Below are 17279 nucleotides of genomic sequence, written 5' to 3'. Positions count from 1 at the left end.
ATCTGCCACTTGTGACAACCCTATGTCAGCAGTACTGCCTCCTTTAAATAATTAGAGGCGTATGGGGATTTTAATACCTTCTCCTGGAATGCCTGCGTTTCAATCACTTTCTCCACTTCGGCGGGATCGCTGAGATCCATAGTGGAATACAGTTCAAAGAACTGCGGATCGGTTTGCAACAAATGTACCAGTTCCATGGCTACTGCTTCCTCCGGTGGTTTGGGCGCTGCGCTTCTGAAGAGTTTACGCCGTTTGAAGAAGGAGCCGATGGTTTCTACTACGCCAAACAGGCTGCTTTCTGCAGAAGGGGCTTTCTCCAGTTTGGATTCATCCGGTACAGGTACCTGTAATGCATCGTATGCTCTGAGGATGCCGTTACCATAATATTTCTCCCATTCGGCGAAATCCCTGTTAGCGGATGCATACAGGGCATTGCGTACGGCTTCTACTTTCATCCATTTGCGGCCTTCTTTGTAGTAACCTTTTTGTTCCATCTCCTCCCTGTGATAAGCAATATATATGGCTGCGGCTGCGGCTACCTGTGGTGTGGCGGAAGAAGTACCGCCGCCGCTGCGCAGGAAGGCATGATGCGTGGAAGCCCATGGGGTGTTAGGTGTATATGCTGCCAATGCGCGGGTCATCCTGGAAGCAGGGCCCCAGGAGCCTTGCATGTATTGCGTGCCGATAGCACGTTGCTCTGCTTTCAGGAATTTCACATCATATGGATGGTGATCGTACATGGCTCCGGTGGCTGCAATCACTCTTTCAAATGCAGCCGGATACATTACACATTTGGGAAGTAAAGCCCCTGTTCCTTTATACCAGCAGTTGCTCGCAGCAGATACCAGTACAATGCCTGCTTCGTACGCTTTGTTCACCGCGCGGGCCATCCTGTTGCTGGGTTTGCCGGCCATGGACATGGTGATCACTTCACAACCTTTCTCAATGGCATAGTCAATGGCTTCGCTGAAATTCTTGTCGTTCAGGATCACTACGGACTCGGATATGCGCATGGGGATCACATCTGCAAAAGGCATACCGCCTATGTATCCTTCGTATTCATCGAAGGTATCGCTCTTCTTTACCTGTTTGCCTGCCAGTAAGGTGATGGTACCTAAGCCATGACCATCCTGGCCGGAGTCTGCTTTATCGATAGCCTGGGAGGCATCTTCTTTATTGATAAAGCTGCGTTGATTTACCAGGTCCAGTTTTTCCGGCAGGGCAACGTGGCCTGCGATGTAGCCTGTATCAAAATGGGCAATGCGTACATGGGCACCGGGTTTGGTGAGCACTTCTTTCTGTGCTTTGCCTAACTGGGAATGTTCATCATCCAGGTGCCAGCCGATACGGCCGGTTGCATCATTATGAGTGGGTGGCCATTCTTTGATGAAGTCTGGATTGTTGATGTCTCCCTCTCTTGTGGCACGTTTATCCTGTGCAGGGCTTACACTGAGCGTGGGTTCTACTGTGGCATCGACTCCCTGTGCTTTTAATGCCTGTTGCAGTGCGTGTGCTGCACTCCAGGCATGTTCGTGTGGCGTATTTAATAATTCTATTGACAGTAAATTGCCTTTCTTTTCCAATATTTCAATGTCCTTCCCTCCTACTAATTTATCATTCAATGGTGTGGTTGTTTCAATAAGGAGTTGTGCATTCCTCTTCACTTTTACATCATCCCATTGTTCTTCTGCCGTTAAAGAGCGGGATACTTTTGAAGGGCTGAGATCAGGATCCCGTGTGCCTTTTACTACGGCGGCATCTGGTATTTCTATGAGGAAGGGAAAAGATCTATCGAAAGAAGGGATAATACCGCCGTATTGGAAGAAGTTAGGGCGGGGGAAATAATATCGTTCCCTTATCTCATCGATCAGTGTTTCTGCCGTGGCCTTTTTGAATTTGGGATTCCTGAACAGATCGATAAAGGATTCTGTGAATACGCCGTTTGCTTCTCCATCGAAAGTGGTTTGATCATCCTGGCAGGCAGCGAGCAATTTCACGGATGCTTTCACACCTTCCACCTGCGCTTTATTTTTATACTTCTTCTGTAAAGGTTGATAGACGGTTTTTCCAAAACGTTGTGCCACCTGTTGTTCCACGCCCAAAGGTAATTTGCGGGAACGTAATCCCCGGGAGGCGACTGCTCTGTCCAAACCATCTGCGAGCAGGTCACTCAGGTTTGAACCATCCGGCAAAGCTCTGGCCATGGTACCGGAATGGCAGCTATCACTCACAATGAGGATCCGTGTTCCTTCTTTAAACTGACTGAAGGCTTCGAACAATTCATCATCCAGTAATTCACGGTTATATAAACACCAGGTCTGGTCATTCTTTTCATCTGCAAAATCATTGCCTTTTTCATTGGGGATCTGGCTGCCGTGGCCTGCGTAGGTTAACAGCAGGATGTCTCCCGGTTTGAGTTTTTCGGCATACTCGTGTAACGCATCCAGCACTGCGGTATCCGTTGCGGATTTGTTGTGCAGGGATCTGGTTTCGTAACCGAGTTTCTTTGCGTAAGACTCCCAGAAAACGGCATCGTTCACTGCGGCGTTCAGATCAGGCACACCGGGATAATTGGCGGGGTCGATATTATTTAAACCAATGTGCAATGAATAACCTTTTGACATGTTTTTGAGGTTTTAAGATGTTAGATCAGTTTCAATAATTTAGTGAGGCTCTCTCCTTCGCGGAAATAGGTGAGGTGATTGCTGGCTACGATCTGTACCTGCGCCGTTGCATCCAGCTGATGAATGGCCTGCATACTTTTCAGGGTAACGGCCATATCGTTCGGCTCTTTTTCGTACAGGGCGAAAGAGAGACCGGGGTACAGTATTTTATCTTTCAGGGAAGCAGCTATCCTTTTCAGGAAGAAATCATCCCCGTTGTAATCCTTTAACAGGTCCGTATTGCCACCGATGATATGATACTGCACTTTGTCTGCCATACCAGAGAGGGATAATTTCTGCAACAGATCAGAACCGGGACTTAACTCCTGCAGCGTTGTTCCGGGATGCAGTTTTAAATGTTTCAGAAGATAAGACAAACCGGTAATAGCATACTTAACAGGACCGGTAACATTCAACGCCTGTGTAAGCAGCCCGAATGCAGACACGCCCAGCTTCGCCATTTCAGATCCTCCACAGGGAGAGCCAACGAGTATCAATCGTTTTACATAATTTACACCGGGTACCTGTTCTATCAGCCAGCGGGAAACAAGGCCTCCCATGGAATGGGCTACAATACTGAGTTCCGGCATTTTTCCTGCTCCTCCGAAACCGGCAGCCTTTAGTTTGTTGTGTAAAATTTCAGCTGTTTGAGAAACCGCGGTGGAAAGATTTTCATAATCATAGGTGAGAATGAAATCAATTCCTGCTGCATGTTCCTTGAATACTTCCACCATATACTTCGTATCGCCGATAATGCCATGTATAAGCAATACGGCTTTGCCACCGCTGGATAATTTATCCATGTTCTTTTGTTCCACCCACGCTTTGTTTTCCAGGGCGTACAATACAAGCTTGTTCACCTCCTTAGGGCGGAAGATCTTTTTGAAGAACAACTTAACAGAAGAACCCAGGCTGCGGGTGTTTACGGCATCTGGTCTTAACTGGCCCGGCGTTTCCGGTGGCAGCTGTTCTATGAAGATATTCCCTTTGTCATCCGCATACCCCAGGGGGATATACATTTGCAGGTTACTATCGTAACCGTAGGGGATGATTATTTCCTCAAGTTTATCATCTCCCAGGGAACGGGTAGCTGTGCGGGGAGCATTAGGCCGGATGATCAATGGTTTGCCTTCCTGAATTTCCAACTTACCTCCTTCCGGGAATAGTTCCAATGCCTGGATATGTGCAAAGGGAGTATCTGTTAAAGCTTCTCCCCAGATATTGGCAGATGGCTTAAAACCCGGTGCCACATCAGCGCTGCGGGTTTTCACTTCTTCAAATGCCTGTTGCTGATCTGCTGCGGTGAGGGCAAATGCTTTTGCAGAAATGCCATCCGGTGTTTCCACGGTGAAGCCGGCAAAGTCAACTTTGGCACCCGGCTTCAGGATTTGTTCCTTCTGTTCACCTACACATTTGATATCAAAAGTGAAAATGGACCACCTGGGTTGCTCTACGGTTTTACCGGCTCTTGTCCGGGTTACATCAATAGCACGTGTGCCTCCGTTGGGATCATCCAGCTCAAGTGTTTCCTGATTGTATTGATCCAGGTTCATCCTGGTATCAGACACTACGATCTTTAAAAGATCAATGGCCTCGTTGATATTGTATAAGCTGTACTTTTTTTCCAGGATCACTGGCAGCGTAACAAATGTTTCTGTTCCTATTGCATAAGATAAAAAGATGCCATTGCCACCTTCCAGCTGATTGTTATCATCACGGATGAGGTCTCCATTAATACCATAAGTGCTATCCAGGTATAATGCTTTGATATAGCAGGAAGTGAATGCAGCTTTTGGACTGATCGAGATCTTCAGCCGGAATGCCGGAGAGAAACCATTCCTGTAATGCAGTGTTACACCTTCTGCCTGTGGTTTCAATTCCTCCTTCACAGCATCCACATCTTCTACTCCTTCAATGACCTGCCATTCAAAAATGAAATCATCTTTTGTAAATGCAGGATCTATGTTCTTCAGTTCAACAGCATTCAGCCAGTTACCTACTTTGTTCACATTCTCCAGGAATTCAGCGGGATCATGCTCTCTTTTAAACAAAGGTGTGGTGCCATTGACAGCAAACAATGCATACTGGCCATCCTCAAGGGTTTGAATAATATATTGCGCACCTGGGGCATTCTCTTCAAACAGCAAAGTGAAATATGGATGACGATAAGCATCTTTCAGGGGTTTGGGATCTTTCACTTTTACTGAAACTTTCATAAAAGGCTCCGGAACCTTCAGCACAATCGCTTTAGCGGTTTCTGTGTCTGTATCAAAGGCCCTCATACCGGTGGGATCTAATATGGAATGGGTAGGAAATACTTCCAGCAAAGCCACGTCCGCTGTGAGTTCTCCATCCGTTACCCGTACTTTTGTGCCAGCAGTTAAACTGTGTATGGCGCCGCCGAACATCTTCCAGCTCCTTCCTCCCCTTACTTCAAAAGTAGGTTTATAAGGAATGATGGAAGAAGACAGGAATTGCTGGTCCAGATCTTTATCTTCCTGCGAAAATGCCACGGGGGTTTGTTTATCTGCCCTGTTGCCTACTGTAATAGCAAGGCTTTGCATGAGGTTGCGGTAACTTTTAGCCGTTCCCCCGGCCCTTAATGCTTCCAGGAGTTTTACGGTGAACAGGCCACCGCCCATTGTTTCCTGTGCTTTTTCATCGTCGCGGCAGGAGGCTAAATGTACGTAACGGGGCGTTTTAATCTTCGCGTTGCCATCTTCTACCGTATAAAAAGCACCATCACCATAACCGATGTAGGATTCAAAAGGTATTTTATTCCGGCTGGAAGGGATGAAGCGGAACTTCACCTCAGGCGCTGTTTTCATCAGGGAGCGGGTATTGTTCCCGGAATGACAGCAATCCATGATCACCAGGTTATGCGATTCCTTTTTATCGAAGGCCTGCCAGATGAGGTAGGCGAGTTCTTTATCTATAATGTCGCGGGCCTCTGGCTCTGCGGGATCGCGACTATCCACACATACGATGGTTTCGTTCTGCTGATCCGGTTTAGAAAAATGGAACACGGAAGGCGCATCTATTTGTGAGCCATGGCCGCTATAATAGAAGAGGCAGATATCGCCTTTTTTTGCGTCTTTGAAATGCCGGAAAGCCTCTTTGGTAATGTTGGCGAAGGTGGGAGATTTATAATCCAATTGTGTGGGATATTCTGCCAGCCGTGTTTTGTCCGCCTCATTTGGTGCAAGGAAATACTGAGGTTTATACACCACCTCTTTCTGCTGTGCGATCTGTTCCCGCAATAAGAGATCGAGGTCCAGCACGTCGGCAATACAGCCGCTGAGCTGCCCTTCGGGGTAAGCATTTATACCAACGAAGGTGGCATACAATGTGCACTGTTGCATATTACTATATTTTGTATTGCGAAATTTCCGGGGTTTGAAGTTTTTGGGACTACAATTTAAACTTACAGCTTTATTGAAGCTTCTACAAATAAAGTTACAATTTCTTTTAAAAATCGTAACTTACATATAGCAATTAATTGTTTACTCCAAAGAACCCCAATATGTTTTTGCAGCAGGCAGGCACTATTCCAGTGGAGTGACGATTATTTTATTACCCCAAGCTTCTTGTCATGAAAACGATTATTATTTCCTTCGCCAACAGTTCGGAGCAGCCACTGAAATCCATTACGGAGGAAGATGCAGGGATTCACACCATCCTTAATGAAAACAACCGCGGGAACTATAATATTCACCGGGAATCTTACGCTACGATAGACAATATTAACAGTGCTTTCAGTATACATGGCAGTAACATCGGCATCTTTCATTATGCCGGGCATGCGGACCAGCAATCCCTTCTCTTTAATGACCAGGCGGCAAATGGCAAAGGCATTGCCTTCCAGTTGCAACCCAGTATCGGCAGCGGTGCTTTAAAACTGGTGATATTGAACGGATGTTCTACCGGCGCGCAGGTAAACCAACTCCTGGAACTGGGCGTCCCTGCTGTAATAGCTACCAGCGCCTCCATCAATGATATCACCGCGAAGATATTTGGCATAGAACTCTTCCGGAACCTCTGCCAGAAAAGAATGACCACGCGTTATGCATTTACGGCTGCATTGGCCAGTGCACAAACCGCTGCCACCAATGTTTCCCTTGGCCTGGGCGAACCCATGAACCGGGCCTTGAACATCCCGGGCGAAAAACCCCGTGAACCTTTCTGGGGCTTATTCTATAAAAAGGCTGAGGCTGTGGACTCTTCCCCCATCCCGGTGGAAGCTACACAAACAGAGGTAGCGTACGAACCTAACCTTCAACTTACCCAAACCATTTTTACGGCTTTGGTATTAGATGGCAATGTTCCCGCTCAGCAATTAGACGAAAGGAAGAAACAGGAGATCATCGAAGACAATGTTTTTCAGAAAACGATCATGGATGTATTCCCCCATCCTATCGCTATACAACTGAAAACCCTGTTTGCAGCAGAATATGGTGCAGATGCCCTGAAAAAACCGGGTATTAAAAGGCTGGAGCAGATAGCCCGCGTATTCCATATCACCACGGAATTCATGGGTATCATTATGATCTCCCAGCTTTGGGAACTGAAGATCACCAAACAGGTAACAGCCCTCCCGGATGAGATCTCGGACCTGATGGAAAAGTACTTCAACCTCACGATCCACGAACGGGCAGTATATAATTACAGCACCCTGATCAAAGCCATCCGTAAATTCATAGATACGCAGGCAAATGTGAATTACTTTGTAACAGAACTGGAAACATTAAGGGAAGAAGATGTTGCGAACAAACCATTCGGAGATGCCTGCGAATACCTTTCCTACATCCGCACTGCTACTTATTTTTCTATTTCCAATCCCAACGATCCGCCCATGATCCAGGAACCGGAAGTACCACAGCTTTGCCTTACCGCAGAAGAGATGTTATCCGTTTTCTTTGAGAAACTGGGCTTCCTGCACCGCTATACACTCACCAGCATTCAGAACATCCGCATCAACAAGTTCCGGCACGATACCAGCACGGAATTCGATCACCAGGTAGTAAAACTAATGAACTCCAATGCAAGCCATGAAGTGAACTACTACCTGCTGGCTAAACACCTGGACAATAGCGGCGTGATCCTCACGAAGCAAAGCCTGAATGTTTTCAATGTAGAAAGAAGGCAATACAAAGGGGAAGAACTGGCCTTCCTCAATCTCTCTCCATTAGTGGTAGACATCAACTCTTTCGAAAGCCGTTCAGACAGGTCTAACCTTGTGTTCTATGGCAACTTCAGCGGGGATGTATATGTTTTCAGGAACGTGAGTAAACCGGATGATGAACTGAACCGCGTAGAGATCAATATCAACCGGAAATTCGGGCGGACGGAGCAGCAGGAACAGGGCCGATATGAAGCCGTCTGCAAACAACTGAATGCCTTCAAAGAATTTGCATTACATGAAATAATCGTGCATCCATAATGGAAAAGTTCATCAACAGCCCCTTTAAATTCCTCGATCCTTATGGCCGGAACGATGCGGAAATTTTCTTCGGCAGGGACGAAGAGATCAAACAGTTATATCAACACATTCATAAGAACAGGTTAGTACTCGTTTATGGCACCAGCGGCACGGGTAAAACCAGTATTGTGCAATGCGGCCTGATGAACCGGATGGAAGATACAGACTGGACGCCTTTTTTTGTACGCCGCGGGGAAAACATCAACGATTCCCTCTGGAAAACCATTGAACAGGCCATTACCGTACAGGAACCGGAAGTAAATGTTGCCAATGCCCTGCAAGGCAGAACAAATGTAAACACCATCCGTCCACAGGCAGCCACTTCCGGTTTTCGCGAAAAGATCTATGCTACCCTCAAAGAGATCAATCTCCGGTACTTAAGACCGGTATACCTCATCTTCGACCAGTTTGAAGAACTGCTGATCATGGGCAGCGAAAGAGAGAAAGCTACTTTCATCAGTATTGTAGACAGGATACTCTCCTCTTCCGACCTGCAATTCTGCAACCTGTTGTTCATTATGCGGGAAGAATTCTTTGCAGGGCTCAGTGAATTTGAAAAAGAGATCCCCGACTTCTGTGACCGGCGTTTGCGCATAGAACCCATGAACCCCAAGAACGTGGAAGATGTGATCATGCGCTCCTGCAGAAAATTCAATATCACACTGGAACAGGGCAATGAAAATGCCAAACAGATCATCAATGTACTGACGGAAAAGAACACGGTATCCCTGCCCTATTTGCAGATCTACCTGGACCAGCTATGGCGCACCGTTTACCTGAATACGGGTTTTAAAGTGGTATCCGTAGGAAATGAATACCCGGAGATCAATATCAATAGCGATATCATTAAGAACTTCGGGCGGATGAATGATGTGCTGAACCGTTTCATTAAAGAACGGATCACAGTGATACAGGATGTGCTGCAAAGTGAGTTCCCGGATATTCCGCCGGATTTTGTAAGTAATGCACTGGATGGATTTGTAACCCCGGAAGGTACCAAACGGCCGTTAGCTTACCTCCGTATTAATAACGGCATCTGGTTTACAGGGCAGGTGGCACCCTATCTGCAAAACCGCTCCGGGCAACTGATGATCCGCTGCCTGGCGGAATTAGAAAAGAACAAGATCCTCCGTACAGATGGCCAGACGTATGAGCTGGCCCATGATGTACTCGCAGGGCTTATTGATAACAGGAGAACAGAAGATCAGCGGAAAGCAGGTTTCACAGACCAGCAGATCCGCAGCCGTTTCAATGGTTTCAAAGAATCAACCAGTGAATACCTTACGCGGAAAGAGCTCGAATCTTACCGGCCTTATATAGAACAACTGAACCTTTCAAAGGAGATCCTGGATTTTTATAACGTAAGCCTTGCCACCCGTGAAAAAGAAGAGCAGGACCTGATCGATAAAGAACGAAAGGAAGCATTGGAAACAGCAGCACGGGAAAAGAAACTCTCCGATCTCAAACAGCGGCAGAAGAAAATGAGATGGGGCTGGGTGGCAGGCGGTTTCCTGCTGATCTCTTCCACAGCTCTTTATTTTTACTCTGAAACGCTGAAAAAGGAGTTTAACCGGAATGAAAGCCTGGTGTACATGGGCTATGAGATGAAAAACCTGCAGCCCCTGGAAGCCATCAACCTCTTTGATCCGATCAAGGAAAAGGTGTTCGGGGCCGATACGGTAAAGGTGAATGACAAACTGCTGGAATATATGCAGACGCAGAGCATACAGAGTTTGTTCAGCGAGTTCAATGATACATTGCAGAACCCGATCCTGAACCTGAACCATATTGATATGTCTGTAGACGGGAAGTACCTGGTGATGGTGAATGATGGGGAAGAAAGCGGGAACAAAATGCATCGTTATGTGGTAATGGATGGCAAGGGTACGCGGATAGATACATTCTTCAATATCTCTTATGCTTATTTTACCAATAAACCGGGCATACTGTTATTATGTAATACTGTACCTACGGCAGCACCCACGGAAAAGGGAAGCAGAAAGAAACCGCAGCGTTATTCTGCTGAAGCACAATTTCCGCAGGAGTTCACCCTGTATGACTGCCAGTTGAAAAGCGAACGTACCATCAACCTTGGGCCTAAACGTTTCCTGCATGGCGCGGAAGATGTAGTGGCAGGAGGAGCTTATACCGCCTTTGATTCTTACCGGGTGAGGTTCACAGCCGGCGGGAACCTGGTTATTCCCTTCATTGAAATGAATGATGATGGCGATTTTACAGACAGGGTGCAGGTACGCTCCCAGCAGAATGAAGAGATTGCGGTACTGCCTTCTCAATATACCATCACTTCTGCCCCCGATCATAAAAAATTCATTACGCTGTATAGTTCGCCGGCTTATATCAATTACCTGGACCTCTATGATGAAAAAGGGCAATTGCTGAAAAGAACAGAAGGGGTAACCTTTGCGGATTTCACGGAAGACGGGGATATGGTCTGGGGAGCGGATAATGTTATATCCTTATTGCAAGGGCAGCAGGTACACAGGTTTGAAAGCAATAACTACTACACCTATGCTTACGGGAGTTCTGCTAAAAACAGGCTGATTGCTAAAACGAGCCAGGGAACAGAACTGATCAATATGGAAAATAACGCGCGGCAGATGTTTAATGAAACCCTGCTGGCTACCAACTTTGATAAAAACGCTTTTATCACGCTCAAGCGGGATAACTGGGCGGAGCATCATCATTTTGCCGAAAATATTCCCTGGTGGCAACCGGAGTGGATCAGTTACAGTTCTACTAATACGGATACCTTATGGCGGAGGGACCTTGAAGGAAAACTTGTTGCAGGGCCGTTCTTTCATAAGGATGGGTTTGAGACCATACAGTACAATAAAGCAGCTGATGAACTGCTGATCCTCACCAAAAAGAATAAATTACTGGTATTGAATAAAGACCTGCGTGTTAAAACCGGGCTGATGTTAACTGCAAATGACCGCTATGGTATGTCTGAGAACGGAACAGTGCTTTACTATGTGCGGGACCAGTACCTGAGTGTGTTTAAAAACAACCTGGATTCCCTGAATGTGTTCAGTGCGAGGAAATCGTGGTTGTTGCTGAAGAAACCTCCGCTTCATATGGAGATATCCAGGCAGCGGCGGAAGGATTTGGGGTTAAGGTTTAAGTAGGTATCAGCAAGGGTTATGATCACTGGCAGGCTGTATCCAGGTCCTGCAAAGCAGCCCCCTTAATAATCTCTACAATACGTTCCTTTTTAATGATCATCATACCGTGCCGGTCATTTGAGATCCCCTTTTCCAGTTTATAGGTATAAGCCGGCACTTCTTTATTCATGACAGTCGGGAAGTAAACAAACTGCATATTTGAACAATGTTGCTGCAGCGTTTCTCCGGCTTCTACAATATGTGTAGAAACAATAAAGCTGCAGTTCCTGTTTTCGGAAAAGGCTTCAGTAACTGCTACAGTAGCATCATAGGCATCCTTTACATTGGTGCCTTTAAACAATTCATCAAAAATGATCACCATGTTCTTAGCAGCGCTTACTTCATCGGCAACATGTTTTACCCGGAGTACTTCTGCATAGAAATGACTGTATCCCATATCCAGGTTATCGGGCACATTAATAGAAGTATACATGCCATCCTGTACTGAAAAGGTCATCTCTTCCGCAGCGACAGGAAATCCCATATGCGCAAGATACACGGCAATACCAAAAGATTTCATGAAGGTTGATTTCCCTGCCATATTTGCACCGGTAAGGAAAATTAAGTTATGCCCATGATCTACATGAGCACTATTGGCAATAGCCCCAGGTACCTGGGGATGAAAAACGTTATTAATGTAAATATGGTTCTTCCCTTCTGCAAAAGGAACAGCCCTGGCGTAAACAAACTTGCGGGCCCTGGCTATTTTTGCAACGGTGATATAAACATCAGTTTCATACAAAACCTGCATTACCTTTTTAAGCTCTTCCTGGCAGAGATGCCTTAAAATATAGTCGTACCTGATCACCTTTGCCAGTGATAATACAGATGCTCCACTTTCTGACAACATGTTCTTAAGCGCTGAACTATTAAAAAGGTGTTTCATTGCCTGTACGGTTTCCTGGTATGGCCCTCCTGCCTTTATTGTATCCAGCCTGCAAAAGAAGTCGTTCATACGATTTATGAATCCGATCATTGCTACAATCCCTGCCCGTATTGTTTTGTATTCGTCTTTTGCTGTAATGCGGTCCAGTACTTTTTTCTGCAGGATCATGAATGCAGCTCCGGCGATATTGCTGCCGGAACTGCCACTTAAATAATGTTCAACCTGGTCAAGCAGGTCTTTGCCCACAGGAAATTCCACTTCGTTTGCCTGAAAATACTGAAATATACTGCTACGGGAATTGATAGCTTCAGCATCAGAAAGTGGTTTCTGAAACAGCGCTTCCAACAGCCGTACCCCTCCCCGGGTATGCGTATGATCGAACAAATTAAATATAGAGTTGCCTTTATATTTACCCGGTATATTAAGGTCGTTCAGCGTTTGTTTATCTACTATAAAGCTCATTTCATTGAATTTTTACGGCTTCTGATGCGCTCTATGATACGCTCATTATTGATGATCATCATTCCGTGCCGGTCGTTTGTAATACCTGCGGTTAACTTATATGTATAAGATGGAACATTCCCATTCATAACAGTAGGGAAATAAACGAAATTGATGTTATCACAATTTTCCTTTAATGCTTCCCCCGCCTCAATAATGTGCGTGGAAATGATGAAAGTGCAGTTCCGTTTAGCAGCAAAAGCTTCCGTAACAGCTACTGTAGCATCATAAGCATCTTTTACATTCGTTCCTCTGAACAGCTCATCAAAGATGATGATCACCTGCTCATTACGGGAAACGTATTCTGCCACTTTTTTCAGGCGCAGCACTTCAGCATAAAAATGGCTGTACCCCATATTCAGGTTATCAGCCAGATTTATAGTTGTAAACATGCCCTTTTGTACGGAGAACTCCATATGCTTTGCAGGTACAGGAAAGCCCATATGCGCCAAAAACAATGTAACACCCAGGGTCTTCATAAAGGTAGACTTGCCAGCCATATTTGCACCGGTAAGAAAGATAACATTACTGTTCCGGTTCACTTCAAAAGTATTAGGCACCGGATTGGTTAACTGTGCATGGTACATTCCTTCTATATACAGCGTATTGTCTGCCGTTTCCAGTGCCTGTGCAAAAGTAAAACCCTTACTGCCACCTACCTTTGCCACAGCGATGTATACATCCAGGTTATAGATATGGTAGAGCAGTTTTGTTATTAAGTCCCGCGATGTGAACCTTAAGATCTGATCATATTCGGCTGTTTTAGCATAAGCAATCTTCCGGGTTCCATTTTCTTCGTATATCCAGCTCAGTTCCTTGTTCTGCAACACTGCTCTTATTTCCGTTACCTCTTTGCGATAAGCCGCACAAGCATTGTCCGCATCTATTTCCTGTAAAAAAGAAAACATGCTTTTAAACAATCCGATAACAGCTATGATACCCTTGTACAGCAGTTCATACTGGGTATCCGTTCCCATATAATTACGGAACTTTCGCTGCAGTGTGTTCTCTTCTGCAACTATCTTTGTACGGTCGTCCGTATTGTTCAGGTAATATTCAATGGCATCAAATGCATCTGTCTTAAAAGGGAACTGTACATTTTTTTCCTGAAAATATTTAATCACCTCACTTCTCCTGATGATCTTATCTCTATCAGAAAGAGGATGTAAAAACATATTTTCCAGTACTTCTGCCCCGCCCCTGGTCTGCGTTTTATTAAACAGGTTATAGATGGCATTCCCGCTGTACTTATTAAAAATGTTCAGGTCGTCCAAGGTCTGTTTGTCTGTAGCAAAGCTCATACTCTTCTATTTTAAGCAACAACTATCTTCCCTTTCTGCGGATCCAGATCCCGAGGGCACTTAAAAGCATCAGGCCAGGCAATACCCACACAAATGCAATCCTGGTCCTGTAAGCGCCCTTTTTACCTACAAAAAGTTCATCATCAGTACCTTTGGGTCTGCGCATATCGATAGGCATTTCATAGTCGGACAGCCAGTAAAAGAACCCTGTAACCAATGTAAAGTTGGAAGCCCATATTTTCCTTCTGCTGGCCACCAGCTCATTGTTGCTCAAACAATCTGCATCACCTAAAATTATAATCCGCTGCTCCTTATTGCCTGTTTTCTTTGAAAGGGCTAAGCCTGTGGCATAGGATTTCTGCACTTCTCCGGCGGCGGGATTAAATTTCACGCTGTCGTCCAGGAAATTAGTGGTTTCCAGCTCATTCCAGGTAGCGGAGTCTGAAACAACAACGGGTGTAACCTCAAAACCTTTATCTGTGCTATAATCCAACCCCACTGCACCCGGCATGGTCACCGTATATTCATCTGTATAGATGCGTTTGAACTGATAGAACAGGTCTTCAGATCTTTTTGTGCCGCTGGCTACAACCAGGTTGGCTAACTGATCGTTAGAAGGTTTAACCAGCACTCCGGGAGTAAATTGTACACCAAAAGACTTTACCAGGGGGTTCATGATGTCCTGTTTTTTTACATCTCCTGCAATCAGAAGATTCCCTCCGGATGCAATATATTTATCCAGGTTTTGTTGTTCATCCGCAGTTAAAGGGGTCCTGATATCTGCAATCACCAGGATGGTGACGTCCCTGGCGATCTCTTTATCCAGGCTAACATCCACCACATCAAAACCCTGGTTGATCAGTGCATAACGGAAGTTCTTCACCTGCGCAAAATTACTATAGTCACGTCCTCCGTCGCCCTGGCTGCTACGCTCGCCATGTCCAACCAGGAAACCAGCTTTCGGCAGCTTCATGGTCAGTCTTTTTAACGCTGCGGTTATTTCCGCTTCAGTTGGCAGCTTCATCATATCGTTATAGATCCTCAGAAAGGTCTTCTCGCCACTCTCCCGTTCAATTAAACGTACGAACTGATTTCCCTCCTGAGAAAGGTCTATTTGTTCCTTTATCTCATCCGGTGCTATAAACATTCCGGGATCAATATCCCTGATCTTCGATAAAGTGTCCAGCTTTTGTTTAAGGGTCGTATTTGGAAATCTTTTTTCCAGGCTGGCGCTATTAATTGTATCGTAGTAATAAACATACTTCATCTTTATTTCCGGTTTAAACCGGGTATATTGTCCGAAGCGGGATATGTCATTATTCACTGCACTTGGAAGTGCAAGTCCCGCATTGGACTCGTCTAATGCATTTACATAGGTAGTGATGGTAAGGCCTCCTTTTAAGCGGCTGATCACATCCTGGCTATTCTTTGTTAATGTATTTACCTTGTTATGTGTAGCATCATAGAAAACCTTGAATACCGGCCTGGATGTAGTATATCCCAGCAGCATGGCTACACTGATGACCAGGGCGTACTTACCCAGGGAAACCGTCCAGCGGCTTTTTTGCCTGTTGGATTGCAAACGTACAATGGTTAGCGTCAGGAACAGGCAGATCACGATGATAAAGTACAGGCAATCCTCACTACCGATCAGCCCGTAAATAAACGACGATGAGCGACCGGAAATGGAGAGCCAGTAAGTGATGTCCCGCACAAAAGCAATATCCTGCCACATACTGCTCACATAACTTAACAAGCCTAATATTACTAAAGTACCTATTGCTGCTATTACCTGGTAGGGAGTGAGGCTGGACATAAACAAACCGATAGCAGCATATGCGCTGATCAGTAAAAACAAGCCCAAAACACCGGAAAGCACAGTTGCAAGCTCGTAGTTCTTAATAGTAAATACACCATACAAACCAAAGATCATGATGATGCCGATCAATATCAGGCTATATATGATCATAGACAGATATTTACCCAGGATGATCTGTACGTTGGTAACCGGCGATGAGTACAGCAGTTTGATGGAACCACTGCTAAACTCCCGGCTCATCAAACTCATGGTCAGCAAAGGAATATACAGGTATAAATATTGCTGAACCCTCGAAAACATACCGTATCTGCTGGTAAAAATATCAAATGTTATTTCCGTAGCATGACGGCCTGTGGCAAAATAATTTACCCAGCCTTCCAATAAGCCGGAAAACCCCACGCTCATCTGGAATGTAAAAACCACCAGGATCAACCAGGCAACAGGCGAATAAAATAAGGTCTGTAATTCAGTGATCGCTATATTGAGTATCTTTTTCATTTATGTGTATTCTCTGCTTTAATTTATTTTTTCGACAATTCTGCAAAAACAGCATCCATAGAGCCTTTCTCCGTGTATATTTCGGTAAGTTCCCAGTTACGGGCAACACTGATCTCTACTACGTGTTTAGACACATCATGCCCATCATTGAAGCGCAGGCGATATTTCGGGCCGCCCAGCTCTTCTACTTCTATTACTCCGGGGATCGTCAGCAATTCATCTGCAGGCGGCATTCCTCTCAGCGATACCATCAGGCTGTTCGGAACAATGTAATTATCAAATTCATCTATGGTTCCGGAGAAAACAACCCGTCCCTGCTCAATCATTCTGATGTATTTACAGGTGGCCTGCACTTCAGAAAGGATATGTGTTGACAATACAACAGTACGTTCGTGCGCAATCTCTTTGATCAGGTGACGGATCTCAAAGATCTGGTTCGGATCCAAACCATTGGTAGGTTCATCCAGCACCACCAGGTCCGGCTTGTGTATAATAGCCTGTGCAATTCCTACACGCTGCTGGTAGCCGCCGGAAAGGTTACGGGTCAACCGGTTACTAAAATGTGCCAAGGAACAGCGCTCCATCACTTCATTAACCGACCTTGTTACCTCTTTTGCAGGGATATCTCTTAACTTTGCACAGAAACTCAGGTACTCCCTGACAGTGAGTTCCATATGCAATGGGGGCTTCTGTGGCAAAAAGCCGATGTGGCGTTTGGCCTCAACCGGGTTTTCCCTGATATTGATCCCTTTAATGTAAATATTTCCTTCGGTCTGCTTTAATACGCCACACATGATATTCATTGTGGTCGATTTTCCTGCGCCGTTAGAGCCTAAAAGTCCGTAGATGCCGTTCCTGTAGATCTCAAAATCGAGATCACGTACAGCCCACTGGGCACTATAGCGATGAGATAATTTTTCGACCTTTACAATCAGTTCTTCCATATTTCT

The 17279-nt window shown here is 45.4% G+C and carries 8 protein-coding genes; 2 read left to right on the top strand and 6 right to left on the bottom strand.

Annotation, left to right across the window (positions count from 1 at the left end):
• Positions 1 to 20: 20 nt before the first annotated feature.
• Both BUR42_RS01290 and BUR42_RS01285 read right to left on the bottom strand, forming a co-directional pair.
• A complete protein-coding gene (locus tag BUR42_RS01290) occupies positions 21 to 2624 on the bottom strand; it encodes a S8 family serine peptidase (protein WP_074237368.1) in 2604 nt (867 codons plus the stop codon).
• A 20-nt stretch (positions 2625 to 2644) separates the two neighbouring features.
• Positions 2645 to 6025, bottom strand: coding sequence for a caspase family protein (locus BUR42_RS01285; RefSeq protein ID WP_074237367.1), 3381 nt, complete (start codon positions 6023 to 6025; stop codon positions 2645 to 2647).
• Between the two features lie 230 nt (positions 6026 to 6255).
• Between BUR42_RS01285 and BUR42_RS01280 the strand changes: the two genes are divergently transcribed.
• Both BUR42_RS01280 and BUR42_RS01275 read left to right on the top strand, forming a co-directional pair.
• Complete coding sequence (locus BUR42_RS01280; protein WP_074237366.1) at positions 6256 to 8103, top strand: CHAT domain-containing protein; 1848 nt, start codon at positions 6256 to 6258, stop codon at positions 8101 to 8103.
• Positions 8103 to 11288 carry an ATP-binding protein gene (locus BUR42_RS01275; RefSeq protein WP_074237365.1) on the top strand — a complete coding sequence of 1062 codons (3186 nt, stop codon included), beginning with the start codon at positions 8103 to 8105 and terminating at the stop codon, positions 11286 to 11288. The genes BUR42_RS01280 and BUR42_RS01275 overlap by 1 nt, the downstream gene beginning before the upstream one ends.
• Before the next feature lie 19 nt (positions 11289 to 11307).
• Here BUR42_RS01275 and BUR42_RS01270 read toward each other — a convergent pair whose 3' ends face one another.
• From BUR42_RS01270 to BUR42_RS01255, 4 genes are read right to left on the bottom strand one after another with little or no spacing between them, the layout of a single operon-like run.
• Complete coding sequence (locus BUR42_RS01270; RefSeq protein WP_074237364.1) at positions 11308 to 12672, bottom strand: MutS-related protein; 1365 nt, start codon at positions 12670 to 12672, stop codon at positions 11308 to 11310.
• Positions 12669 to 14012 carry a MutS-related protein gene (locus tag BUR42_RS01265; RefSeq protein WP_074237363.1) on the bottom strand — a complete coding sequence of 448 codons (1344 nt, stop codon included), beginning with the start codon at positions 14010 to 14012 and terminating at the stop codon, positions 12669 to 12671. Before BUR42_RS01265 ends, BUR42_RS01270 begins: the two co-directional genes overlap by 4 nt.
• Before the next feature lie 22 nt (positions 14013 to 14034).
• Positions 14035 to 16329, bottom strand: a complete 2295-nt coding sequence (locus tag BUR42_RS01260) for a Gldg family protein (protein ID WP_074237362.1) — start codon at positions 16327 to 16329, stop codon at positions 14035 to 14037.
• A gap of 23 nt (positions 16330 to 16352) precedes the next feature.
• The gene (locus BUR42_RS01255) at positions 16353 to 17273 is read right to left on the bottom strand and encodes an ABC transporter ATP-binding protein (RefSeq protein WP_074237361.1); all 921 of its coding nucleotides are present in this window, start codon (positions 17271 to 17273) and stop codon (positions 16353 to 16355) included.
• Positions 17274 to 17279 lie beyond the last annotated feature (6 nt).

The organism is Chitinophaga niabensis, assembly GCF_900129465.1.
Taxonomy (GTDB): Bacteria; Bacteroidota; Bacteroidia; order Chitinophagales; family Chitinophagaceae; genus Chitinophaga; species Chitinophaga niabensis.
The sequence above is the reverse complement of the archived record's forward strand: the minus strand, read 5'-3'. Positions and strand labels throughout refer to the sequence as shown.